20 protein-coding genes, 7 tRNA genes and 1 pseudogene are annotated in these 24041 nt (G+C 35.6%); 12 read left to right on the forward strand and 16 right to left on the reverse strand.

Going from position 1 to position 24041, the window contains the following annotated elements:
* Positions 1 to 55 precede the first annotated feature (55 nt).
* The 4 genes and pseudogenes from prpD to CIGNP85_RS01235 all read right to left on the reverse strand — a co-directional run.
* Entirely contained in the window at positions 56 to 1510 is a 1455-nt protein-coding gene (gene prpD / locus CIGNP85_RS01220) for a 2-methylcitrate dehydratase (protein ID WP_086226520.1), read from the reverse strand.
* Between the two features lie 9 nt (positions 1511 to 1519).
* Positions 1520 to 2647, reverse strand: coding sequence for a citrate/2-methylcitrate synthase (locus CIGNP85_RS01225; protein WP_086280212.1), 1128 nt, complete (start codon positions 2645 to 2647; stop codon positions 1520 to 1522).
* The gene (gene prpB / locus CIGNP85_RS01230) at positions 2644 to 3528 is read right to left on the reverse strand and encodes a methylisocitrate lyase (protein WP_086224068.1); all 885 of its coding nucleotides are present in this window, start codon (positions 3526 to 3528) and stop codon (positions 2644 to 2646) included. The genes CIGNP85_RS01225 and prpB overlap by 4 nt, the downstream gene beginning before the upstream one ends.
* A pseudogene (locus CIGNP85_RS01235) lies at positions 3529 to 5435 on the reverse strand (propionyl-CoA synthetase); the annotation flags it as partial.
* A 242-nt stretch (positions 5436 to 5677) separates the two neighbouring features.
* Here CIGNP85_RS01235 and CIGNP85_RS01240 point away from each other — a divergent pair.
* From CIGNP85_RS01240 to CIGNP85_RS01295, 12 genes are all read left to right on the forward strand, one after another.
* Positions 5678 to 6601 (forward strand): hypothetical protein, encoded by a 924-nt coding sequence (locus CIGNP85_RS01240; protein ID WP_086267637.1) that lies wholly within the window; start codon positions 5678 to 5680, stop codon positions 6599 to 6601.
* A gap of 202 nt (positions 6602 to 6803) precedes the next feature.
* Positions 6804 to 8060, forward strand: coding sequence for a major outer membrane protein (locus CIGNP85_RS01245; protein ID WP_086286685.1), 1257 nt, complete (start codon positions 6804 to 6806; stop codon positions 8058 to 8060).
* A 211-nt stretch (positions 8061 to 8271) separates the two neighbouring features.
* Entirely contained in the window at positions 8272 to 8844 is a 573-nt protein-coding gene (locus tag CIGNP85_RS01250; protein WP_086286686.1) for a c-type cytochrome, read from the forward strand.
* A gap of 49 nt (positions 8845 to 8893) precedes the next feature.
* Positions 8894 to 9079 (forward strand): major outer membrane protein, encoded by a 186-nt coding sequence (locus CIGNP85_RS08275; RefSeq protein WP_442861929.1) that lies wholly within the window; start codon positions 8894 to 8896, stop codon positions 9077 to 9079.
* Positions 9080 to 9130: 51 nt separating this feature from the next.
* Positions 9131 to 10249, forward strand: a complete 1119-nt coding sequence (locus tag CIGNP85_RS01260) for an ABC transporter substrate-binding protein (RefSeq protein WP_086224073.1) — start codon at positions 9131 to 9133, stop codon at positions 10247 to 10249.
* 195 nt (positions 10250 to 10444) lie between these two features.
* Positions 10445 to 11494 (forward strand): flagellar basal body P-ring protein FlgI, encoded by a 1050-nt coding sequence (locus CIGNP85_RS01265; RefSeq protein WP_086224074.1) that lies wholly within the window; start codon positions 10445 to 10447, stop codon positions 11492 to 11494.
* A complete protein-coding gene (locus CIGNP85_RS01270; protein WP_179186957.1) occupies positions 11494 to 11787 on the forward strand; it encodes a rod-binding protein in 294 nt (97 codons plus the stop codon). The genes CIGNP85_RS01265 and CIGNP85_RS01270 overlap by 1 nt, the downstream gene beginning before the upstream one ends.
* Positions 11788 to 11847: 60 nt before the next feature.
* Positions 11848 to 12048, forward strand: coding sequence for a flagellar biosynthesis anti-sigma factor FlgM (locus tag CIGNP85_RS01275; RefSeq protein ID WP_086226514.1), 201 nt, complete (start codon positions 11848 to 11850; stop codon positions 12046 to 12048).
* A 37-nt stretch (positions 12049 to 12085) separates the two neighbouring features.
* A complete protein-coding gene (gene flgN, locus CIGNP85_RS01280) occupies positions 12086 to 12529 on the forward strand; it encodes a flagellar export chaperone FlgN (RefSeq protein ID WP_086286687.1) in 444 nt (147 codons plus the stop codon).
* A gap of 1 nt (position 12530) precedes the next feature.
* A complete protein-coding gene (gene flgK, locus CIGNP85_RS01285) occupies positions 12531 to 14387 on the forward strand; it encodes a flagellar hook-associated protein FlgK (RefSeq protein WP_086232389.1) in 1857 nt (618 codons plus the stop codon).
* On the forward strand, positions 14387 to 15160 hold the full coding sequence (locus CIGNP85_RS01290) for a TIGR02757 family protein (protein WP_086252559.1): 774 nt from the start codon (positions 14387 to 14389) through the stop codon (positions 15158 to 15160). Before flgK ends, CIGNP85_RS01290 begins: the two co-directional genes overlap by 1 nt.
* Positions 15161 to 15210: 50 nt before the next feature.
* On the forward strand, positions 15211 to 16425 hold the full coding sequence (locus CIGNP85_RS01295; RefSeq protein WP_086226512.1) for a glutamate-5-semialdehyde dehydrogenase: 1215 nt from the start codon (positions 15211 to 15213) through the stop codon (positions 16423 to 16425).
* On the opposite strand, the gene CIGNP85_RS01300 is transcribed toward CIGNP85_RS01295, so the two are convergent.
* The 12 genes from CIGNP85_RS01300 to CIGNP85_RS01355 all read right to left on the reverse strand — a co-directional run bounded on the left by CIGNP85_RS01300 (position 16426) and on the right by CIGNP85_RS01355 (position 24005).
* Complete coding sequence (locus tag CIGNP85_RS01300; protein ID WP_086286688.1) at positions 16426 to 18792, reverse strand: tetratricopeptide repeat protein; 2367 nt, start codon at positions 18790 to 18792, stop codon at positions 16426 to 16428.
* 11 nt (positions 18793 to 18803) lie between these two features.
* Positions 18804 to 20048, reverse strand: a complete 1245-nt coding sequence (gene serS / locus CIGNP85_RS01305) for a serine--tRNA ligase (protein WP_086233932.1) — start codon at positions 20046 to 20048, stop codon at positions 18804 to 18806.
* 9 nt (positions 20049 to 20057) lie between these two features.
* The gene (gene trpS, locus CIGNP85_RS01310) at positions 20058 to 21026 is read right to left on the reverse strand and encodes a tryptophan--tRNA ligase (RefSeq protein WP_086286689.1); all 969 of its coding nucleotides are present in this window, start codon (positions 21024 to 21026) and stop codon (positions 20058 to 20060) included.
* Between the two features lie 3 nt (positions 21027 to 21029).
* Positions 21030 to 21566 carry a shikimate kinase gene (locus CIGNP85_RS01315; RefSeq protein WP_086251366.1) on the reverse strand — a complete coding sequence of 179 codons (537 nt, stop codon included), beginning with the start codon at positions 21564 to 21566 and terminating at the stop codon, positions 21030 to 21032.
* Positions 21550 to 22935, reverse strand: a complete 1386-nt coding sequence (gene der / locus CIGNP85_RS01320; protein WP_086286690.1) for a ribosome biogenesis GTPase Der — start codon at positions 22933 to 22935, stop codon at positions 21550 to 21552. Before der ends, CIGNP85_RS01315 begins: the two co-directional genes overlap by 17 nt.
* Before the next feature lie 472 nt (positions 22936 to 23407).
* Positions 23408 to 23484: transfer RNA gene (locus CIGNP85_RS01325), tRNA-Asp, on the reverse strand.
* A 19-nt stretch (positions 23485 to 23503) separates the two neighbouring features.
* A tRNA-Val gene (locus CIGNP85_RS01330) sits at positions 23504 to 23579 on the reverse strand.
* 6 nt (positions 23580 to 23585) lie between these two features.
* Positions 23586 to 23662 (reverse strand) — tRNA-Glu (locus CIGNP85_RS01335).
* Positions 23663 to 23672: 10 nt separating this feature from the next.
* A tRNA-Lys gene (locus CIGNP85_RS01340) sits at positions 23673 to 23748 on the reverse strand.
* A gap of 5 nt (positions 23749 to 23753) precedes the next feature.
* Positions 23754 to 23830, reverse strand: a tRNA-Asp gene (locus CIGNP85_RS01345).
* Between the two features lie 19 nt (positions 23831 to 23849).
* Positions 23850 to 23925: transfer RNA gene (locus CIGNP85_RS01350), tRNA-Val, on the reverse strand.
* A 4-nt stretch (positions 23926 to 23929) separates the two neighbouring features.
* A tRNA-Lys gene (locus tag CIGNP85_RS01355) sits at positions 23930 to 24005 on the reverse strand.
* Positions 24006 to 24041 lie beyond the last annotated feature (36 nt).

The raw sequence follows: 24041 nt of genomic DNA on the forward strand, positions 1-24041 counted from the left end.
TGGATTTTGCGAATTTGGCTTAAATTTAGCCTAGGATCTCTCCTAGGCCTTTAGATTATCCTAGCCAAAATAGATCGCTAAATTCATTGAAATTATAGCTCTCTAAAAGTTTTTGATTATTTACTAAATCCTCTATTATTTGGCAAGTTTTTGGGCTAAATCTTGTAGCTAGATTGGCTTTAAATTTAGCTTTTAATAGTGGAATTCCCTCATCTCTTCTTCTTTTGTGGCCGATAGGGTATTCTACTTCTACTTTTTTGGATTTTGTGCCATCTTTGTAGTAGATTTCTACAGCGTTTGCGATACTTCTTTTATCGCTATCTAGATACTCTTTTGTGTATCTTGGATCTACTTCTACTACCATTTTATCTCTTAGGGCATCGATGCGTGGATCTTTGGCTACGCTATCTTCATAATCATCAGCCACTAATCTACCAAATATCAAAGGCACAGCCACCATATATTGGATACAATGGTCACGATCGGCAGGATTGGCTAATTCGCCGGTTTTATTGATGATTCTATGGCCTGATTCTTGAGTGGTGATAACGATTTTTTCTATCTCATCTAGGCGATCTTTGACCTCATTATGAAGTGCCATAGCACACTCAACTGCTGTTTGAGCGTGGAATTCAGCTGGGAAGCTAATTTTAAATAGCACATTTTCCATTACATACGAGCCAAATTCTTGTGGAATTACTAGCTTTTGACCTCTCATTTTGACATCTTCAAAGCCCCAGAATTTCGCACTTAAAGCTGATGGATAGCCCATTTCACCTGTTTTGGCTTTTAGTGCTAGATCCACCCCACGACTAGATGCATCGCCAGCAGCCCAGCTCTTGCGACTACCTGTATTTGGTGCGTGGCGATAGGTTCTTAAGGCTCCCCCATCTATGAAGGCATTTGATACTGCATTGCGAATTTCATCATAGTTACATCCTAAAAGCTTAGCCGCAACCGCAGTAGAGGCGATACGAACTAATAAAACATGATCTAGTCCAACTTTATTAAAGCAGTTTTCAAGTGCTAAGATACCTTGAATTTCGTGTGCTTTTATCATAGCTTCTAAGACGCTTTTGACCTTTAATGGGGCTTTGCCTTGAGATAAATTTTTGCGACTTACATAATCAGCCACCGCCCAAATAGCGCCTAGATTATCGCTTGGATGTCCCCATTCAGCCGCTAGCCAAGTATCATTATAGTCTAGCCATCTTACCATGGCTCCTACATTAAAGGCCGCACGAATCGGCTCAAGTTGATATGAAGTGCCTGGAATTTTGCTACCTAATGGGCGAAATTCTGCCCCTTCAACACTTGGGCCAAGCAGTTTAGCGCAAGCTGGATATTTAAGGGCCAAAATCCCACATCCTAAGGCATCAATCATAGTATATTTAGCCGTTTCATACGCTAATTCACTAGTAATCTCAAAGCTATCAGCATATTTTGCGATTTTACTTAGCAACTCATCAAATTCAGGGCGTTTAGCCTCTAATATTCCCATATTACTCATTTTGTCTCCTTATCTTTGGTGTATTTGTATAAATTTCATTGGCTCAGGCCCTATGTAGTTGCTACTTGGGCGAATGAGCTTGTTGTTGGCTCTTTGTTCTTTTATGTGAGCGCACCAGCCACTTACTCTACTCATTATAAATATAGGGGTGAAATACTCAGTTGGTATCCCCATAAAGTGATATGCTGACGCACTATAAAAATCCGCATTTGGCGGCAAACTAGGGCGTTTTTCTTTCATTACACCCTCAATGGCTTCACTAATAGCAAATAGCTTGTGATTATTGCTTAGGGCTTTTGACCATTTTTTGATAACGGCGTTTCTAGGATCACCGCCAACTCCATAAACCCTATGCCCAAATCCCATTAATAGCTCTTTATTAGCTAGTTTTTGATTTACTCCATTTATAGCATCTTCTACATTATCAAAGCTAGAAATTAGCCCAAACGCAGCCTCATTAGCCCCACCATGAAGTGGCCCACGAAGAGCGCCTATAGCACCAGCAACGGCCGAAAAAATATCGCTTTTTGTAGAAGCACAAATCCTAGCCGTAAATGTAGATGCGTTGAATTCATGCTCAGCATATAAAATTAGTGAGCAATGCATAGCTTTTACAAATTCAGCCGGTGGCGTTTTTTGGTGTAATTTTTCTAAGAAATATCCAGCTATTGTATCTTCTTTACTCTCAAAATCTATCTCTTTACCGCTATTTATATAGTTATGCCAAAAGCAAATAACGCTAGGAATAACTCCAAGAAGGCGGATAATCTTATCATCTTGATCGCTAAAATCATCTTTTTCAGCCTCTAAAGTCCCAAGCAAAGCAACCGCACTTTGGCATACATTCATCGGATGAACGCCTTTTGGTATGAGCTTTAGCATAGCTTTAAGCTCAACGCTAAGAGGGCGAGATGCTATAATTTTGCTTTTATAGTCTTTTAGCTCATTTGCGTTTGGAAGTTTAGCATATTGTAATAAATATGCAACCTCTTCAAATTCACAATGCTCTGCTAAATCCTCAATAGCATAACCATAATAATTCAACCCATTGCCAGTCCCGCAAGTACATATCGCACTCTCACCGGCTATAACTCCGGCTAATCCGCCTTGTTTTTTTGATGCTTCGCTGATACTCATTTTTTATCCTTTGCAAATAGTTGGTCTAATTTATTTTCAAATTCATAATAATCTAACATTTGATATAGCTCTTCACGAGTTTGCATGATATCTAAGACATCTTTTTGATGGCCGTTTTTGATAATGCTATTAAAGACTTCAACGGCGGCTTTATTCATCGCTCTATTAGCTGAAAGTGGATATAGCACCAGTTTTATACCTACACTTGCTAGCTCACTTTGGGTAAAATATGGAGTTTTGCCAAATTCAGTTATATTAGCTAAAACAGGCACTTTAAGAGCTTTTGTATATTCTTTATACTCTTCTAAGGTATGGACAGCCTCAGCAAATATCATATCAGCCCCAGCAGCTTCATATGCTAAGGCTCTCTCTAGAGCTTTTTGCTGACCCTCCATAGCGTGTGCGTCTGTTCTAGCCATGATTACGAAATTCTCATCAGTTCTAGCATCTAGGGCAGCTTTTAATCTATCTGTCATTTCAGATATACTTACAAGCTCTTTATTTGGTCTGTGGCCACAACGCTTTTGAGCTACTTGATCTTCTATATGACAAGCGGCCGCTTCGGCTTTTATAAGCTCTTTTATTGTCCTAGCTATATTAAAAGCACCACCAAATCCAGTATCAACATCCACCAAAAGTGGAGTATCTACTCTTGAAGTTATGCGTCTTACATCGATTAAGACATCTTCAAGGCCTACAATCCCAAGATCAGGCAGACCATAGCTAGCACTAGCTACGCCACTACCTGATAGATATATAGCTTTTGCTCCAAGCTTTGTAGCTTGAAGGGCGCTATAAGCGTTTATAACACCTAATACCGCAAGTGGGTTATTTGAATTTACAGCTTCTCTAAAGCTTTTTCCTGGACTTTTTATACTCATTTTTTCTCCTTTATTATTGGGTAACCTAATGTCGCAATCACCTCTTTACAATGATCTAAGACGCTAGGATCTTCTATTGTTGCTGGAATTTTACATTCAACGCCATCTGCTAACTCTTTTAAGCTTTTGCGTAAAATCTTACCGCTTCTAGTTTTTGGCAAGGCATTAACCACGCAAGCTAATTTAAAACTAGCAACCGCACCGATCTCTTGGCGGATTAGAGCTATGGCTCCATCTACTATTCCTCTATGATCTCTTTCAATTCCTTGTTTTAAGACTATAAATCCCATAGGAACTTCACCCTTTAAATCATCATTTACACCGATTACTGCGCACTCTGCGATATCAGGATGCTTAGATATGATCTCCTCCATCTCGCCAGTAGATAGCCTATGACCTGCTACATTGATGATCCCATCCATCCTACCTAAGACATATACATAACCATCTTTATCTATATAGCCTGTATCGCCTGTTAGATAGTAGCCTTTGAAGTGATCTAAATATCCTTTTCTATATCTCTCATCATTTTCCCAAATTCCCATTAAACAAGCCGGCGGAAGTGGTAATTTAAGGCATAAGGCTCCCTTTTTACCAGCTCCTAACTCTTTGCCATTTTCATCAAGGACTTTTAGATTAAATCCGGGCATTGGTTTTGTAGGGCTACCTGGCTTTATAGGCATCTCTTCTAATCCTAATGGATTAGCGACAATAGCCCAGCCGGTTTCGGTTTGCCACCAGTTATCTACTACTATCTTTTTGGTAACTTTCATTATCCACTTTAGTGTATCACTATCACATCTCTCACCGGCTACAAAGATCGCTCTAAGGCTATCTAAATTATAATTTTTTATTAACTCGCCCTTATGGTCTTCTCGCCTAATAGCACGAAATGCAGTAGGTGCTGAGAACAATACATTTACCTTATACTCATCTACAATTCTCCAAAACGCAGCTGGATTTGGCGTGCGAACTGGTTTGCCCTCATATACTATAGTGGTACAACCATTCATAAGTGGCCCATAAACTATATATGAGTGGCCAACAACCCAACCCACATCACTAGCAGCGAAGAATACATCGCCAGGTTTGGCATTATATATATTATCCATTGACCACTTCATAGCTACGCTATGACCGCCATTTGATCTTATAACTCCTTTTGGTGAGCCTGTGGTGCCTGAAGTGTATAAAATATATAGCGGATCAGTAGCTAGCACCGGCACACAATCCACGCCTTTGGTTTTCTCTTCTTCGCTCTCCCAATCGATATCACGCCATGGGAGCATATTGGCTTTATATTGTGGTCTTTGCCAAATTAGACAAGTTGTAGGCTTATGCGATGACTGCTTGATGGCTTCATCTAAGATTGGTTTATATGGTATTATGTTGCTTACTTCGATACCGCAGCTAGCGCTTATCACAACTCTAGGCTTAGCATCTTCGATTCTAGTAGCAAGCTCATGAGCAGCAAACCCACCAAATACCACGCTATGGATAGCGCCAATTCTCGCACACGCTAGCATCGCAATTACAGCTTCAGCCATCATCGGCATATATATCACAACTCTATCGCCTTTGACAACGCCTTTATTTGTCAAGATTCCAGCGACTTTGGCGACTCTATCTCGAAGTTGTCTATATGTATATTTTTTCTTAGTATCCGTAACAGGGGAGTCATATATCAAAGCGAGTTGATCCCCTCTGTTATTGTGTATATGCAAATCTAGGGCGTTATAGCATGTATTCATACACCCGCCAACAAACCATTTATAGTGATCCCCACTATCATCTAAAACTTTATCCCATTCATTATACCAATGAACTTTTTGAGCAGCTAATGCCCAGAAATTTTCTGGCTCATTAATGGAGAGATCATAAGACTCTTGATAAGGGCTAGAACTCATAGTAATCCTTTCTTGTTTTGTTAGTGCAATTATAAGGGTTTAACAAATAAATTAAAATGTTAAATTTTGTTACAATTTGTAAATTTATGCTCATAAAATTTGAAAATTGCACAAAATTTATACAAAATTTAGTTAAAATGTTGCATAATTTAGCAAGAATTTTGAGATAAAATTTGCGTAAAATTTGATTAAATTTTTTAGTATGTTACGATTAGTAACATTTAATAAATGTGGAGATTAAAATGCTAAATGCGATGGAGAGATTTATAATAATATTTGAAAAATCTAAGCTATCAATGAGTAAATTTGCAACAATTTTAGGGAAAGATCGCCGAACTTTACTCTCATGGATAGAAAATAGCGATAAAAAATCCCCAAGCGATGAGGTAAAGTCGCTTATTTGTAGCCATTTTCGTTATAGTAAAGATATTTGGGAGTGCGATGAGAGCGAATTTTATCGCTATATTGATGGGCTTGATGATGGAGATTTACGCCTTATTGATGATGGTTATGAGAATTTACTAAAGTATATTTATGAAAATGAAAATGAAGGCTCGCTGATTTTACACCCTACATTTCCAAATCCAGCATATAGAGATTTTGTAACTAGTAGTGTTTATAAAGATTTTGATAGCGATGAAGCTGCACAATATCGCAAAAAGCGAGGCCTAAAGATGCGTGCATATAGTTTTGGGGCGGCTGAGTGGTATAGTATTAAGTCTTTGTTGGAGTTTTGCTTTGCAAATATTGGAAATTTCTATACAAAAGAGCAAAAAATTCAAATTTTAGAGTTGATGATTGTTACTTTTCGTGACAATCTTAATAAATCTATATATTTTTTTGATTCATATGATAAGAAAATTTATGGCCTTGATATGTTTTATCTATCGGTAAATCCTAAAGAAAAACGAATGTTTTTAAAGCTCCCTCTTGAGACTGCAATTGTTGAGATTAAAAATAGCGATCTTGTTACTAAAATACACACTCACTACACTCACGCTAAAAAATGCCCCACTCATATCGATCCAAAAGATGCAGTTATGATTATGGAGTTGATTTTAAATTCTTTAAAAGATGATGAGAGTTTAGAACAAACCTGCGATAAGATAGATAAATTTAGCCCTTATGGAGCGATTTTTAAAAAGGCAATTAGTAGAAGAGTTTAAAAAATTAGTAGATTATATATAGTATAATTGCGTTATGGGGATATGCTAACACCCATATTTTATAATCAGCCTACTTACTGCTTAAATCGCTATAAAAGAGTAAAATTTGGTAAATAGTCGGTAATAATTTGGCAAAAATTCAGTAAACATTAAGTAAAAAATCATTACAATTCTCAATCCAATATTTTAATAAGGAGATAAAATGAAATTATTTAAACTAAGCTTAGCTGCTATTGTAGCTGCAGGTGCTTTAACAAGCGTAGCGAGTGCTGCATCACTTGAAGAAGCTATTAAAAATGTAGATGTATCAGGCTATGCAAGATATAGATTTGATAGCAGAAACACTACAACTGTTGCAGGACAAAATACTGCAAACGCTCACAGATTTACATCTGATATAGATTTCAAAGCTGCACTAGATGATAACTTCTTTGGTGTTATCGGATTTAGATATGATAGCGTTGATGTTTCAGGTGAGAGAGCTGGCGCTCAAACCAATGTAGGCGTTAATGATAATGGCTTTGGTGAATATGGTCAAACATTCAATGTTCGCCAATTCTACCTAGGATATACAGCGGGTAACACAACTGTCCAAGCTGGTCGCCAAGTCCTAGGTACATTCTTCACTGATGATATGGTAGGTACTGGTATCAAAGTTCTTAATAGCGATATCAGCGGTCTGACTCTAGCTGCTATAGCATTTGATAACCTACAAGGCAATGATGGTGATATGGGTACAAGAAATTTATTTATCGGTTCAAATGGCTCTAATGAGCATGTATATGATAGAAACCTATATGGTGTAGCTGCTATCGGCTCATATGATCCAGTAAGCTTCCAAGCATGGTATGCAGCTCTAGATAGCGTAGCTCAACTATACGCTCTTGATGTAACACTAGGAGCTAACCTAGGTGGCGCTGACCTAAGCCTACAAGCTCAATATGCTGGCTCAAGCGTATGGAGTAATAATGTTAGAACTTCACAAGCTGTACCAGGTTTGACACCATCATTGACACCAGGCGCTGTAGTAGAACTAGATGATGCTCAATTCTTAGCTGTTAAAGCTGGTGCTAAAGCATTTGGCTTTGATGGTAGCGTAGGATATGTAAATATCAATACTCAAGGCAGTGGTGCTTCTCTAATCTCACTTGAAGACCAAGGTGCCTTCATCACAGCTGGTGAGGATCTACTAGACTATACATTGATCGGTGCTGATCAAAGTATCTACTTCGTAACTGCTGGCTATACATTTGCTGATAAAGTAAGAGTAGGTGCTGACTATGTAGGTTCTAGAGCTGAGGAAAGAGGTAATTATGTAGATGCATACGAAGCAGTAGCTAGAGTAGATTATAAATATAGCAAAAAACTTAACTTCAAAACTTGGTACTCATACATTGATAGAGACAACAATGGAGATGATGCTAAACACCTAAGATTTGAAGCTAGATACAACTTCTAATATAATTAGGGTTTAAATCTCTTGGGGAGCCTATATAGCTAGGCTCCCCTTTTTTATACTTTTTATCCATTAAGTTCAATCACAAATTCAAATTTCTTAAAGTCAAATTTAGATAAAATCATACCTTATAGTTGCTAATTAAAATTTTGCAATGTCTTATAATTGTAGTAATAGTAAATTGATAATAGCATATTAAAGCAAAAGGAAAAAAATGAAAATAACAAAATGGGCGATACCATTACTAATAGCCTCAAACCTAATAGCTGCAAATGATAGCTATATAATAGAAGCTGATGGAGAGTTTGGCAAGGAGTTAAAAGCCCTAGTAGAAAAACACGCCAAAGATAATAATCTAAGCGTAAAAGTATATGAAAATAGCAATAAGCAATCATCTAAATTTGATGATGATGAAGATGATAGATTTATAAATATCGGTATAAATAAAAATGCTAATTATAAAAGCGATAAAGGTAAAGAGCTATATGAGAAAAACTGCAAATCCTGCCACGGCGAAAAAGGCACTAAAAGGGCTATGTCAGTCTCAGAAAGATTAAGCGATATGAGCGGAGATGATATAGCTGACTCAATGGCTGGATATAGAGGTGATGCTCAGTATGGCGGTAGATTAAAGTATATAATGAGACCTATTGCAATTAGGATGAGTCTAAAAGATTTAGGCCATATAATAGCATATTTAAAAGGTGATAATGCCTTTGCCGTAGATGAGGATGAAAATGATGATATCAAAACTACCCCAACTACTCAAGGTAGTTATTTAGAGTAAATAACACAAAGGTAATAAAATAAAATTAGTTAAACTAAGCTTAGCTGCTATTGTAGCTGCAGGTGCTTTAACAAGTGTAGCAAACGCTACATTACTTGAAGAAGCTATTAAAAATATAGATGTATCGTGTTATGCAAGATATAGATTTGATAGTCAAAATGCAAAACTAGCATCTTTTGAAGATACGGATAAACCTAATCATAAATTCAAATTTATTAAAGTCAAATTTAGATAAAATCTTGCTTTATAAATCGAAATTTTGTAGTAAAATATATAAAGGATACAAATGAAAAAGCTTTCATTAATTGCTTTGGCTGCTGCGGTGGCTATTAGCTCAGCTGCTGCTAAAGAGATTAAAATCGGTGTAGTTTTACCTATTACTGGTGCTGTAGCAGCATATGGTCAAACAGCATGGGCTGGTATTAAATTAGCTAACAAGCTAGAACCAACACTAAAAAATGGAGATACTATCACTCTAGTATTAGTAGATAATAAAGGCGATAAAGTAGAGACAGCTACAGCTACTACAAGATTAGTAAGCGAAGATAAAGTAAGCGGTCTAATCGGTGCAATGGTTACTGGTAACACTCAACAAGTATTACAAATCGCAGATGAAAAAAAGGTGCCTATGATAGCTCCAGCCGCCACAGCTGATAAGCTACTAGATCGTGCTAAATACGGTGCTAGAGTTACATTTATGGATTCATTCCAAGGGACTAGTTTTGCTTCATGGGCAGTAAGTCAAAATATGAAAACAGCTGTGTTAGTAGTAGATCAATCTACATCATATTCAATCGGTCTAGCAAGAGCCTTTAAAAAAGAGTTTGAAAAACAAGGTGGCAAGCTACTAAAAGAGTTAAAAATTAGTAGTGGCGATAAGGATTTTAAAGCGATAGTATCACAAATAAATAGCTTAAATCCTGATCTAGTGTATATGCCATTTTATCATCCAGAAGCTGCATTGCTAGTACGCCAAGCTAGACAAATAGGGGTAAAATCGCAATTTGCTAGTGGTGATGGTGTATCAAATGACACATTTATCGAGCTTGCTAGCGATGCATCAAATGGATATCTATATACAGATGCATTTGATAGCTCAAACCCACCAACAGCTAAATCAAAAGCCTTTGTAGAAGCATATGCAAAAGAAAATGGAGATAATAATGTCCCTGGATTTACAGCACTTGGTGCTGACTCATACTATTTAATGATAGATGCGATGAATAGATGTGCTGATGGGGCTGATAGAGAGTGCGTAAATAAAGAGATCAAAAATAGCAAAAACTTTGAAGGCGTATCAGGTATAATCAATATAGATAAAAAAGGCAACGCAGAACGCTCAATAGTAATCAAAGAGATTGCTGGCGGCAAAGCGATGTATAAAGATACTGTAAATCCTAAGTAATACTTTGAACTTTTACATAACAGGGGTACCCCACGCCAGTGGGGCTTTAGTGTTTGGTTCTTTAGTGGCGACTTTGTTGCCACGCTAAAAGAACATTAAAATAAATTTTATATAAGATAATCAACCTTATTAAATTTGGAATAAAAATTGCTTTACATACAAGAAATTATTTGAATTTACAAATAAAGGACTTGTATGAAAGCGATTAAAATATTGCTTCTAGCATTATTTATGGCACTTAGCGCACAGGCTGCTATGATTAAAGAGTTAGCTAGTGTTGTAGGTGTTCGTGATAACCAACTAATCGGTTATGGATTGGTTGTTGGTTTAAATGGCACAGGCGATGGTAGTAGTAGCGAATTTACCATTCAATCGCTATCAAATATGCTTCAAACGGTCAATGTCAAAGTCGATCCAAATGATATCAAATCTAAAAATACAGCTGCTGTTATGGTTACAGCAAAGCTTCCTCCTTTTGCTCGTCAAGGTGATAATCTAGATGTTACAGTTAGTTCCATTGGTGATGCTAAAAATTTAATTGGCGGAACGCTTTTGCTTACAGCACTTAAGGGTGTTGATGGTGATATTTACGCTCTAGCTCAAGGCGCTTTAACGCTTGGTGGTTCAACTGCAAAAGGCGGAAATCATCCAACGGTTGCAACTATAATGGATGGTGCTTTGGTTGAAAAAGAGGTAGTATATGATATCTATAATAAACCAAATGCAAATTTAAGTCTAAAAAATTCAAGCTTTCAAACTGCAATAGATATGCAAAATACTATCATATCTAAATTTGGTGCTGGTTCGGCAATGGCGCTTGATCCTAGAACCATTACTTTAACTAAGCCATCTGGTATTAGTATGGTGGAGTTTTTAGCTAGTGTGCTAGAGACTGATATGAACTATAAGGCTGAAGATAAGATTATAATCGATGAGCGTACAGGTACGGTAATAAGCGGCATAAATATCAAGGTTGAGCCTGTTATAATCTCTCATGGCGCTATTACAATTCAGATTGATGGAAGCGGATTTGATCCGGCTGCACCTGCTGCTGGTGATGTAGATATCGGTAATGTAGCGATTAATACTAATACAAACACAATTAAAATGAATCAAGGAAATGTCACAGTAGCTAATATCACAAGGGCTTTAAATAAGCTAGGCGCAACACCAAAAGAGATTATAGCAATTATTGAGAATTTAAAACGAGCTGGAGCGATCCAAGCTGGCGTGGAGGTGATATGATGAGAGTAGATACTAGCGCAGCACTTAGTGCGTATAATGCTGCAAGTACGCAAAATATAGGCAATACAAAACCTGTTGATGATGTAGCGCTTAGAGAGCAAACTGATGCTTTTGAGGCATTTTTGGTTAAGGAGGTTTTAGATATTGCATTAAAAAATGAAAATCCGCTATTTCCAGAAGATCCAGGCGATAAGATTTATAACTCTATGTATAATGATGCAATGAGTAAGGCGCTAAGTGGTGGATTTGGATTTTCTGAGTTGTTATATAATTTTTTAAAAGAGAGAGCCTAAATAAAAGTTGAATTTTTCCGATTTAGCTTAAATAAAATAATTAGCTAAAAAGGATTTACAATGATAGGTTCTATAAAAGCAGGTGCTATCTATAATAGCATTGTAACACCAAAAAACGAAGAGAAAAAAAACGAACAATTAACACAAACTCAAAGTAGTGGTAACTCTAAGATAAAAGAGCTAACTGCGATGATACAAAAAGGCGAGTATAAAGTAGATATAGACGCCCTTTCTAAAAAAATCGCAGATTCTTTGATCTAAATTTAACTGCTTCTTTGAGTAATCAAAGGAGCAAAATATGGTAAAACACTATCTAGACGAGGCTATATCGGAGCTTGGTGAATTAATAGCAATCACTAAGCAAGATATAGAAAATATTCAAAAAGCTGACCACTCACATGTAGATGACCACAGCAAGAAAAAAACCGAATTAGTCCGAAAATTTGAAAAAACTAAATCTCAGCTTGATAATGAATTAGTCAAACTAGCTCAAGCTAATGCTGGCGCAGATTTAGCTAGTATATTATCTGATGAGATAAAAGATAGATTAGCTCAATTAAGAGACTCATTAGAAACTCTCCAAAAATTTAATAAAGAGTATGCTAAATCAGTAGTTGTGGTCAAAGAATTCTATGACTCACTACTAAAGACAATGCTAGGCGCACAAAATCCAAGCTCATATGGAGATGGGACAAAATCTAGCCTAGCAGATGCTGAAAAACTACTAAAATTAAGGATTTGATATGGGAATTTTTGATTCTTTATACACAGGCGTGAGCGGTCTAAATGCAGCTCAAATTCAAATTCAAGTAACAGGGCAAAATATCACCAATGTAAATAGTGATTACTATACTCGCCAAAGGGTGGTCCAATCAGCTGCTAATCCGCTTCATGCAACTCCTGGCGATATTGGGCTTGGAACTAGAGTTGATACGATTGTAAGGATTCATGATGAATTTACCTTTACTAAACTAAAAACTGCATCATCAAATAAAGAGTGTACATCTTATAAAGAGGATATTTTAAAAGAGATTACTCAAAGATTTCCAGATTTGCAAGATACAGGGTTGCTAAATGATATCCAAAACTACTATCAAGCGTGGAATAATTTTGCTTCTCACTCATATGAATCTAGTCAAAAAGAAAATTTGTTAAATATTACAAATACGCTAACTCATAGAGTAAATGATACTGCGCTTCAGCTACAGACTATACATAAAAGTATAAATGATGATATCGTAATAGCAGTAGAGGAGATAAATCGCTTAGGTCAGCAAATAGCAGATATAAATAGGCAAATTCAATCAGTTGAGGGTAAAAGTGGCTCAGTTAATGCTAATGATCTAAGAGATAAAAGAGACCAGCTAGAATCTACAATGGCAAATTTAGTTAATATTTCAACATTTAAAAATGATATTATGTCTGATAGTAGATATGGTGGTGCAATGACTGACCAAGGCAAAGATTATACTCTAGCAATTGATGGTATAACGCTTGTTGAAGGGGTAAATTTTCACCCATTAAAGCTAGATACGCAGGCCTCTAAAGATGGATTTGCCACTATATACTATGAGTTAAATGATGAAACTAGAGTAGAAATGAGTAATAAAATCACTAATGGCAAACTAGGTGCTATGCTTGATTTGCGTGGTAGAAATGTAGATGAGCATGGTGAATTTATGGATGGAACTATTACTGATTTTAGAAATAACCTTGATACATTTGCTCAAACTATGATTGTTCATACTAACAATATCTATGCGTTATCAGCTCAAGATAAGATGCATAGTATAGATTTAAAAGATATGGATAAGGATATGACGCTACAAAACTATAGCTCATATGTACAAAGTGGGAGCTTTGATGTAGTTGTCTATAATGCTTCAGGGAAAGAGGTCGCTAGAAAATCTATAAATATCGATGCATCAACTACTATGAATGATACAACACAAGGAACATCAATCGTTTCGCAGTTTAATTCAAATGTCGATGGTAATGGCAATAATAATACAAATGATGATTTAGATGATTATTTTGAGGCGATTTATACATTTGACCCAAAAATAGGAATGGGAAAACTAGGCTTTATTCCAAAAGGTGCTGAGGGCGAATATACAATCTCAATTGAAGATAATGGGACAAATTTTGCTGGTGTTTTTGGTATGAGTCAGTTCTTTGAAGGAACTAAAGCATCAAATATGCAAGTTGAACAAAGTCTAAGAGCCGATAGTTCTAAAATACAAGGTAGCAAAGCTCCAATAGATGGCGATAATACTATGGCAAATGAGATGGTATTGCTACAAACTAAACAAGTAGATTTTATCAATAAAGATGGCAGTATAAAAAATGAAACAATCAGCGGATATTATCGCTACTTAACATCAGATATCGCTGGTAGAACTGAATCAGTAATAGCACTAAACTCAACTAATCAATCTCTATATGCTAGTGTATATGCTGAGCATCAAAGCATTAGCGGGGTAAATATTGATGAAGAGTTATCAAATTTAATTCGTTTTCAAAGTAGCTATGGCGCAGCAGCAAAGATTATAACTACAGTCGATCAGATGTTAAATACACTTCTATCTACAAAACAATAATGAATAGACTAAAACTCGCCCTAGATGATGAACTCTCTAGGGCAAATACTACAAATGGCCTTTATAGTGCTGCTGATCCACTTCAAATCGCTACTAAATTTAAAACCGATCCAGTAATAACGCTTATTTGTGCGCTTTTTGCTTATGGTAATGCTAGAGCAATTGTGAAGTTTTTAAGTGGATTGGATTTTAATATTTTAAGCTTAAGCGATAAGGATATTTTAGATATTACTTTGGAGAAAAAATATATCTATAGATTTCAAAATAGCTTAGATGTGGCGCAAATTTTTGTAACGATGGCAAAAGCTAAAAGGGAGTTAGATTTAGAAAATATAATACAAAAAGGTTCTCAAGATAGTGCTATTATTTATGGTATAAATATGCTTATTAATGAAATTTATAGGCTTAATGAGTACCGCTCAAGTGGGTATGAGTTTTTCTTTGGTAAAGAGTTTAAAACTGAACCTAAAAGCCCATATAAACGCTATAATATGTGGCTTAGATGGATGGTAAGAGATAGTGATATTGATCTTGGATTATTTAAAAATATTAGTAAATCAAATTTAATCTTACCGCTTGATACACACACTCACAAAGTAGCTCAAGCAATTGGTCTATGTAGCCGCAAAAGCTATGATTATAAAGCAGCTAAGCAGATTACTGATAATTTAACTCTATTTGATCCAAATGATCCAATTAAATATGATTTTGCTTTATATCGCATAGGTCAAAGCGGTAATTTACAAAAATTTTTAGAACGCATAAAAGGGTAAATTTAATAAAAACTTGCTAATATAATAGCTAAAAATTAAGCGAGTAAAATATGGAAAATAGACTAAAAGAGTTAAAAAAAGCTACTAAAAAATTACAAATTTTAAATCAAAACCAAAGAGCAAATTTAATACAAAAAATAGCTGATGCAATAGAGAATAATATAGCTAAAATTATAGAGGCTAACGCAATAGATTTACAAAATGCTAAGGATTTAAGTCCAGCTTTGCAAGATAGATTAAAACTAGATGAAGTGCGTATAAAGTCTCTTGCAGATGGGATTAGAGATATAGCAATGTTAAAAGATCCAATTGGTAAAATTCACGATGGCTGGAGTGCTAAAAGCGGATTAAAGATAGAAAAGATTAGCGTTCCACTTGGCGTGATTGCTATGATATACGAATCTAGACCAAATGTCACAGCCGAAGTAGCTGCTCTTGCTATTAAAAGTGCTAATGGCTGTGCATTAAAGGGTGGCAAAGAGGCTATAAACTCAAATTTAGCCCTTGCAAGTATAATCAAAAATAGCCTAGGTGAGTATGGTGGCTGTATAGAGTATTTTGATATTAGCAGAGATGAGGTGCTAGAGTTTATTAGAATGGATAGATATATAGATTTAGTAGTTCCTAGAGGAGGGGAGGGGCTGGTAAAATTTGTAAGTGCTAACTCCTCTATACCTGTATTAAAGCATGATAAGGGAGTCTGTCATATCTATGTTCATAAGGCTGCAAATATTCAAAAAGCATTAGATATCTGCGTAAATGCCAAATGCTCTCGTCCAGGTGTTTGCAATGCTGCTGAGTGTGTGCTAGTTGATGAGAGTATTGCTGCTGATTTCTTGCCACTATTAAAAGCTAGACTTGATAAATTTAGTGTAAAAATTCATGGCTGTCAAAAGAGTGTTAATATAATAAATTGCTTTGAAGCTACAGACAAGAGCTATTATAATGAGTATTTAGATTTTGAGCTGAATTTAAAAATTGTAGGTAGTTTGTATGAGGCGCTAGATCATATTGATGAATATAGTAGTGGGCATAGTGAAGCGATTATAAGCGATGATTATGCTGCTTGTGAGGAATTTTTAAGTCGTGTTGATAGTGCGTGCGTTTATGCAAATGCTTCAACTAGATTTAGCGATGGGGGAGAGTTTGGCTTTGGCGCAGAGGTTGGTATTAGCACTTGCAAAATGCATGCTCGTGGTCCTGTAGGCGTAGATGAACTAACGACTTACAAATATATTATTAGAGGTCAAGGCCAGATTAGATAACTACTCTAGCCTAAAGGTGAAAAATTGGCTGTGATATTTGCTATCACCCAATCCACTATACTGTGTGATGGCTGCATCAATATTTCCAACTTCTTGATATAAAAATCCAAGTGCTAGCCTAGCCTCGCTATAGGTTGGGTTAGTAAGTTTAGCAAGTTCAAGATAAGCTATGGCACTATCAGGATGATTTGCCCCAATACTTGCAACACTAGCTAAAAATAGCGTGTTTGCATCCTCTTCTTTTTCAGTATTTACTAGCTCATTATAGATAGTATAGGCCTCTTCATAGTGTCCTGTAAATAGGCTTAAATATGCTAATGTGTGTAAAATATCCTTAGTATTATCAGATGAGATTTTTAAGTCTTTAATAATACTTTCACGCTCTATATTTAGCAATCCTGCGATTTGTAAAAGTTTAATATATTCAGTTTTGATAATGGTTGCACCGCCATAGAGAGTACCTTTATCTAGTTTGGTTGTTAGGAATTTAACTTGGATATCTTTAGCGTAGTTTTTGATATTTTTTACATCAAAACGAGTAACTGAGTAGATTATGTTAGTTAGTACATCGTTTGGTAGCTTTTGGTTTAGCTTATCAGTAGCTAAGATTACGATATCATTTCTATCTGTAATATAAGCACATATAATGTTAAATACGATATTTAACACGCTTTCATTATAGTTTTTATCTAGCCAATCATTTAGTGCGCCTTGATTTCCTTGGGTTAGCTGAATCATTGCTTTATAGATATTATCTTGGTCTAGATTTGTATCTGTATCCATTGTATCCATTACTTCTTTTGTAAGGCGCTTAGCATCTCTGCCTATCATTTTAGCAGCCATTATAGCGTATGCGCCAGCTATGTAGTTAGATGGGTCTAGGTGATAGCTAGTTACAAAGTGCTTATATGCTTGGGCAAAATCACCTAACTGAGCAAATGTAAGAGCTAGATTAAACTGAACAATTGAGTGATTTGGATATAGTTTTGTAATCTCTAAAAAGTCGCTATTAGCTTCTCTTAGTTTATTATTTAGCGCTTTAAAAATTGCTTGAGATAGCATTACATTAGCTTTAGATACTATACCACTAGTTTCCAGATACTCATCAGCTATACTACTTTCATCAACAAATAGGCTCAAGCCACCTTTTCTTATATATTCGATTGTTTGCTTAGGATTAAAGGCCTTGTATGGAGTGAAATAAAATAGAATTTGATAAAGGCTATTTTGGTCAAAAAATTTAGTTAAATCATAGTTATTTTGGGCTAAATTTATATCAAAAAGCTCTGGATTTAAAACTGTCTTAATAGGATATGTATCACGTACAAAAGTGGAGTTAAAATCATTTAACATTTTTAAAGTTTTAGCTGCTGAGCCAAATTCTCCTGTTTTTAAATCAATTAGCGATATAGCTAGATATGTTGATGGAGCATTTTTTTCATCAACTAGCGCTTTATTTAGATACTTTTTAGCCTCTTTATACTCTCCAAGTCGTGCATGAAGAAGTCCAAGAGGCAGGCTAATATCATAATCTTCAACTGCTTTAATAGCTTGAATAGCCTCTTGATCTTCGTGAAGGTAGCTTAGGATTTTTGATCTAAGATACTCTTTTTGACTGGTATAGTATTTTGAATTTGATAAATCTAAAGCATGTAAAGCTTCTATATAGTAGCCTCTATAGTAGTTTACAAGGGCATTATAAAACTCATATAAATTGACATCACTATCTCTATTTATAAAGGCATTAGCTAAATCAATATAGTATTCAAAAAGCCTTTCATCATTAATTTCTAGTGCGCAAACGGCTAAATTTATAGCACTTACGGCTATATTTTCATTATTAGCAATAGCATCTTTAAATGAATTAATCGCATCTTTAAATAGCCCTTGATTCATCTTTGATACGCCTAAGTTGTAGTTTGATAGAGATTCGTTATAAACAGCAATATTTTCATATATTTTTAGAGCTTCGGCTTTGTTCCCGCTCTCGTAGAGTTTGTTAGCTTTAATTAACATACTATCTATTTTTGAGCTTTGGAATTTTTGAGTTATGGTTGGCGGTGTGATAAGTTTTGGCTCTTCTAACTTTATAACTTGTGATTCTGGTTCATCTGAGCCAGAAAATGCCGCAATTAAAGCAGTAATGAGTAGAATAAAAATTAAAATGCTAGCGCCAATTAGCATTAAAAGCTTTTTGGTTAGTTTAAATTTAGATTTAGCCCCCTTAGACTCTTGAGGTGTCTCCTCCTTTGTCTCTTGCTTTTGCTCCTTGGCTCTTTCATCAGAAGACTCTATTGGAATTATATCTTCATTTGGGTCTTTTTCTTGGATTACTACTTCTTGTTGTTCTTTTAACTCATCTGCCATTTAAATTCCTATTAGAAATATTTTTTGAGCACTTCTGGAATTGTTATGCTACCATCGCTATTTTGATAATTCTCCATTATAGCAATTAGCGTCCTACCAACTGCTAAGCTAGAGCCATTTAGCGTATGTGCTAAGATATTTTTCTTATCATCTTTATATCTGATTTTGGCTCGTCTAGCTTGAAAATCACGAGTATTTGATATAGAGCTAATCTCTCTATATTTGCCCTGACCTGGTAGCCAAACCTCTAAATCAATTGTCTTAGCCGCACTAAATCCTAAATCCCCACTACACAACATCATATGGCGGTGTGGCAAACCAAGAGCGCTTAGCATATCGCTAGCACAACTTACCATCTCATCTAGCATAGCTTCGCTTTGATCAGCTTTGGTGATTGCTACTAGCTCTACTTTTTCAAATTGATGCTGTCTTATCATCCCCCTAGTATCACGACCTGCACTTCCGGCCTCTTGCCTAAAGCAAGATGAGTAGCAAGTCATCTTAATAGGCAGTTTTTCAGCAGGGATAATCTCATCATTATAGATATTAGTTACTGGTACCTCACTAGTAGGGATTAAGTAGAGATCTTCACCATCTACTTTATATAAATCATCAGCAAATTTAGGTAACTGTCCAGTACCATATAGTGTGTTAGAATTAACCAAAAACGGCACATTAACAAGCTCAAATCCACGGCTCATATTAAAATCAATCATGAAATTCACAAGAGCCCTTGATAGCCTAGCCCCATCTCCCCTAAGAATTGTAAATCTACTCCCTGATATCTTAGCCCCAGTAGCAAAATCTAGCCAACCAAGCGCTTCGCCCAATTCATGATGCTCTTTTGGCTTAAAGTCAAATTCTCTAGGACTCAAAACGCTCAATATACAGACATTATCATCTTCATCCTTGCCTAATGGGACATCATCATCGATGATATTTGGCACACTTTTGGCTATTTTTTCTAAATTTAATTCTAGCTCACTTACTATGCCTAAGAGTGATTGAAGCTCTTTTTTATTAGCATCTAGCTCTGATTTTAACTCGCTTATATCCTCTTTATTTTTAGCTTTTATGCCTAATTCCTTGCTTTTTGCATTTTGTATGGCTTGGATATTTTCTAGCTCAAGCCTTTTGGATTTAAGGTTATTGTAAGCTTCTAAAAGTTTAGCTAGCACCCCATCATCTACTTTTTTGGCTTTTAATTTAGCATTTAATTCATCATAATTTGTCTCGATTAATCTTAAATTTATCATATTTTTTCCTTAGTAAATTCCCACAGCATCTCTTACTTTTGCCATAATCTCATCAGAGGTTTTTTTGGCCTTTTTAGCACCGTGATGTAGTATATCTATAATCTCATTTTGATTATTCATATAGTATTGAAATTTCTCTCTAGCAGGGGCAAAATAGTTCCATGTAAGCTCATTTAAATACATTTTAAAATGGCCATAACCTTCGCCGCCTTTACTATATCTATCTTGTAAATTTGCTTGTTCTTGTTCATTTAAAAATAGTTTGGCAATTGCGTAAATATTGCAGTTTTTCCAATCTTTTGGTTCTTCTAAAGGAGTACTATCAGTTACAATTGAGCTACACTGTTTTTTTAGTGTTTTAGCATCGCTAAATATATCAATTGTATTTTTATAGCTTTTACTCATTTTAGCTCCATCTGTGCCTGGTACGGTAGCTACATTTTGAGCAACTTGCGCTTCAGGTAGAGTAAAAATTTCCCCATAAGCGTTATTGAATTTAAGTGCTAAATCTCTAGCTATCTCTACATGCTGAATTTGATCTTTGCCTACTGGAACTTTTTGAGCATTAAATAATAATATATCAGCAGCCATTAACACTGGATAACTAAATAGCCCGTGATGAGCCTCTAATCCTTTGGCAACCTTATCTTTATATGCGTGTGCTCTCTCTAATAATCCCATTGGAGTAAGCTGAGATAGTATCCAGTAAAGCTCTAATACATCTTTGATATCACTTTGCACCCAAAATGTAGAACGCTGCGGATCTATCCCTAAAGATAAAAAGGCAGCTGCAGCTTCTAATGTATTGGCTTTTAGGCTTTTTGCATCGCTTAGAGATGTCATTGCGTGGTAATTAGCTACAAATATAAACATCTCATCATCGCTATTATTTTGTTTTTCAATCATAGGTTTAATGCTAGCAAAGTAGTTGCCTAGATGAAGTTTGCCAGAGGGCTGAAGTCCTGTTAGAATTCTCAAATTTTATCCTTTTAGATGTTTGCGATTTAGTAGTTTAACGATTTTAGCAGCTACTTGCTGTGGAGTTTTATCCTCTACATTTATGATAAGATCAGCTTTTTTAGCATATGCTTCATCTCGCTCTTTATGCAAGGCTTTGGCTCTATTTAAGTCGCTTAGAAGTGGTCTTTTGGCTAGTTTTTTATCTGCATTTGGAGCATTTAAAATACGCTCCATTATCTTATCAAAACTTGATTTTAGGTAGATTACCGTGCCTATTTTATTTAAATTTTTAACCTTATAAAATCCACCACCAGTAGAAATTACTACTCCATTTACCGATTTTTCTAGAAATTTAGCTAAATTTTTCTCTATCTTTCTAAACTCAGCCTCACCATCTTCTTCAAAAATTTTTTTAATTTTTTTATTAGCAAAGCTCTCTATTAAATCATCTCCATCAATAGCAAAAACTCCCATTTTGCGTGCTAAAACTCTAGCTACGCTACCTTTGCCAACACCCATAAATCCTATTAAGATTATATTTTTATATGTCTGTCTCACTTTTACCCTTGTTTTTTGGTATTAGAACTACTGGAGTCCCATTTAGATTAAATCTCTCTCTAAGCTTATTTAATAAGTATCGCTTATAACTAAAGTGTAAAGATCTTGGTTTATTCATTACCAATGCAATTTTAGGAGGCGCAAACCCAAATTGAGCCGCGTAAAAAATCTTGACAATCTTACCATGATCTCTAGGAATTGGGTGAGTTCGCACAGCCTCTTCTATTAATGCGTTTAGTTCAGAGGTTTTAATCCTTTGTGTGTAGTTTTGATATATCTCTTGGATTAAAGGGTAGAGCTTGTGGATTCTTTTGCCACCAAGGGCTGAAACGCTTATAATTGGAGCGTAAGCTAGGAATTTAAATCTATCTCTAATCTCAAAGGCTACCTTATCAAACTCATCATGATCCTTATCCCATTTATTTAGTACAATGATTACGCCAAGCTCAAATTTGCCAACTAATCCAGCTATTCTCTCATCAAGCTCAGTAAATGGCTCACTAGCATCTAAAACTAATAGCGCTATATCTGCTACTTCTAAAATCTTTTGAGTGCGATTTAGAGCGTATTTTTCTATACCTTCTATTTTTCCGCGCTTTCTAATGCCAGCAGTATCGACAAACTCAAAAACTCTATCATTATACACAAAGCTCTCATTTACTGGATCAATTGTTGTGCCAGCAATACTACTAACTACTGAGCGATCATCTTTGACAAGTGCGTTTAATAGGCTTGATTTGCCTACATTTACACGACCTACGATACCGACTTTGATGTTTTTATTTTCATAATCTATGGCTTTATTATCAAGGTCTAGTTCACCTTGTTCATTAAAATCTTCTAAAAACTCATCAAAATCATCAGTATCGGATTTTAAATTTGCTTGTGGTAGCTGCTTGTAAATCCACTCGCACAGCTCATCAACTCCACTAGCGTGGCTTACAGAGAGATTAAAGACTACGCTAGCACCAAATTCATTAAATTCCCAACTACGCTCTTCATCTTTTTTGCTATCTACTTTATTTATTACTAGCGCTATTGGCTTATTTAGCTTTAATAAACTATAAAATAATTTTTTATCTGCATCATCTGGTAGCATCTTTCCATCTACCATAAATATTATTATATCAGCACATTTTGCAGCATTTAGAGTATTGTTTTTGACATTGATAAAAAGCTCATTACTATCATCTATTCCACCGCTATCTATGAGTATACAGCTTTTATCATCGATTTGAATTTGAGTTTTATTTGTATCTCTGGTAGTGCCGCTAACATCGCTAGTTATGGCAATTCTTTGCTTTGCTAGACGATTAAAAAGCGAGCTTTTGCCGACATTTGGACGGCCTACTAGTATCACTTCCTTCATAAGTTTCCTTGAAAATTATTGGGATAGATTATATCTAAAAGCGTATTAAGCATTTATAAAATTGGAATTTGAGAATGCAATTTTTAGACATTTATGCAGAAAATCAAAATGATTTTTTATAAATTTCATATAATAGATTTTAAAATATTGCATATTATAACAAATTTAGTTGTTATAAAATAGGCTTTATATAAGTATTATTAGTAACTGTAATAAGTATGGCAATTTATATTAATTTACTTTTTAAATTAACAGTAATTGCAAATTTAATACTAAAATACTGATTAAATGAATAGAGCTTAAATTTTGTAAATTAATATTTATTAAAGATCACTATAATTGTTAAATCAATAATATTTTTGTAGTAATGATTAATTTGATAGATTAGAGTAAAAAAGATTATCATTTAAAATTTATATAACAAATAACTTACTAAAACAACCAAGACATTTTAAATTTTGAATGAAAAAGATGGCGCGGCGGACGGGGCTCGAACCCGCGACCTCCGGCGTGACAGGCCGATATTCTAACCAGCTGAACTACCGCCGCACCTAAATTTAAGAATAAATGGTGGTCGCTATAAGACTCGAACTTATGACATCCACCTTGTAAGGGTGGCGCTCTACCAACTGAGCTAAGCGACCTTGCAATGGCGACCCTTGCAAGATTTGAACTGGCGTTTTTGCACAGAGAATGCAATGTCCTGGGCCGACTAGACGAAAGGGTCTAATAAAAAGTGGTGTCCTGTGTTGGATTCGAACCAACGGCCACCTCCTTAAAAGGGAGATGCTCTACCGGCTGAGCTAACAAGACACGAATGGCGCGGCGGACGGGGCTCGAACCCGCGACCTCCGGCGTGACAGGCCGATATTCTAACCAGCTGAACTACCGCCGCACCTAAATTTAAGAATAAATGGTGGTCGCTATAAGACTCGAACTTATGACATCCACCTTGTAAGGGTGGCGCTCTACCAACTGAGCTAAGCGACCAAAGTGGTGTCCTGTGTTGGATTCGAACCAACGGCCACCTCCTTAAAAGGGAGATGCTCTACCGGCTGAGCTAACAAGACACTTAAAAAATGAAGTTGAATTATACAAAAAATATT

The organism is Campylobacter sp. P0085 (assembly GCF_002139495.1).
In the GTDB taxonomy this organism is placed as follows: Bacteria; Campylobacterota; Campylobacteria; order Campylobacterales; family Campylobacteraceae; genus Campylobacter; species Campylobacter devanensis.

Bases quoted from the DNA above. Each gene is read 5' to 3' on its own strand.
- CIGNP85_RS01250 (WP_086286686.1), top strand. From the start codon at position 8,272: ATGAAAATAACAAAATGGGCGATACCATTACTAATAGCCTCAAACCTA.
- prpD (WP_086226520.1), bottom strand. From the start codon at position 1,510: ATGAGTAATATGGGAATATTAGAGGCTAAACGCCCTGAATTTGATGAG.
- CIGNP85_RS01270 (WP_179186957.1), top strand. From the start codon at position 11,494: ATGAGAGTAGATACTAGCGCAGCACTTAGTGCGTATAATGCTGCAAGT.
- CIGNP85_RS01265 (WP_086224074.1), top strand. From the start codon at position 10,445: ATGAAAGCGATTAAAATATTGCTTCTAGCATTATTTATGGCACTTAGC.
- prpB (WP_086224068.1), bottom strand. From the start codon at position 3,528: ATGAGTATAAAAAGTCCAGGAAAAAGCTTTAGAGAAGCTGTAAATTCA.
- CIGNP85_RS01260 (WP_086224073.1), top strand. From the start codon at position 9,131: ATGAAAAAGCTTTCATTAATTGCTTTGGCTGCTGCGGTGGCTATTAGC.
- flgN (WP_086286687.1), top strand. From the start codon at position 12,086: ATGGTAAAACACTATCTAGACGAGGCTATATCGGAGCTTGGTGAATTA.
- serS (WP_086233932.1), bottom strand. From the start codon at position 20,048: ATGATAAATTTAAGATTAATCGAGACAAATTATGATGAATTAAATGCT.
- der (WP_086286690.1), bottom strand. From the start codon at position 22,935: ATGAAGGAAGTGATACTAGTAGGCCGTCCAAATGTCGGCAAAAGCTCG.
- CIGNP85_RS01240 (WP_086267637.1), top strand. From the start codon at position 5,678: ATGCTAAATGCGATGGAGAGATTTATAATAATATTTGAAAAATCTAAG.
- CIGNP85_RS01275 (WP_086226514.1), top strand. From the start codon at position 11,848: ATGATAGGTTCTATAAAAGCAGGTGCTATCTATAATAGCATTGTAACA.
- CIGNP85_RS01225 (WP_086280212.1), bottom strand. From the start codon at position 2,647: ATGAGTATCAGCGAAGCATCAAAAAAACAAGGCGGATTAGCCGGAGTT.
- CIGNP85_RS01295 (WP_086226512.1), top strand. From the start codon at position 15,211: ATGGAAAATAGACTAAAAGAGTTAAAAAAAGCTACTAAAAAATTACAA.
- CIGNP85_RS01300 (WP_086286688.1), bottom strand. From the start codon at position 18,792: ATGGCAGATGAGTTAAAAGAACAACAAGAAGTAGTAATCCAAGAAAAA.
- CIGNP85_RS01290 (WP_086252559.1), top strand. From the start codon at position 14,387: ATGAATAGACTAAAACTCGCCCTAGATGATGAACTCTCTAGGGCAAAT.
- flgK (WP_086232389.1), top strand. From the start codon at position 12,531: ATGGGAATTTTTGATTCTTTATACACAGGCGTGAGCGGTCTAAATGCA.
- CIGNP85_RS01245 (WP_086286685.1), top strand. From the start codon at position 6,804: ATGAAATTATTTAAACTAAGCTTAGCTGCTATTGTAGCTGCAGGTGCT.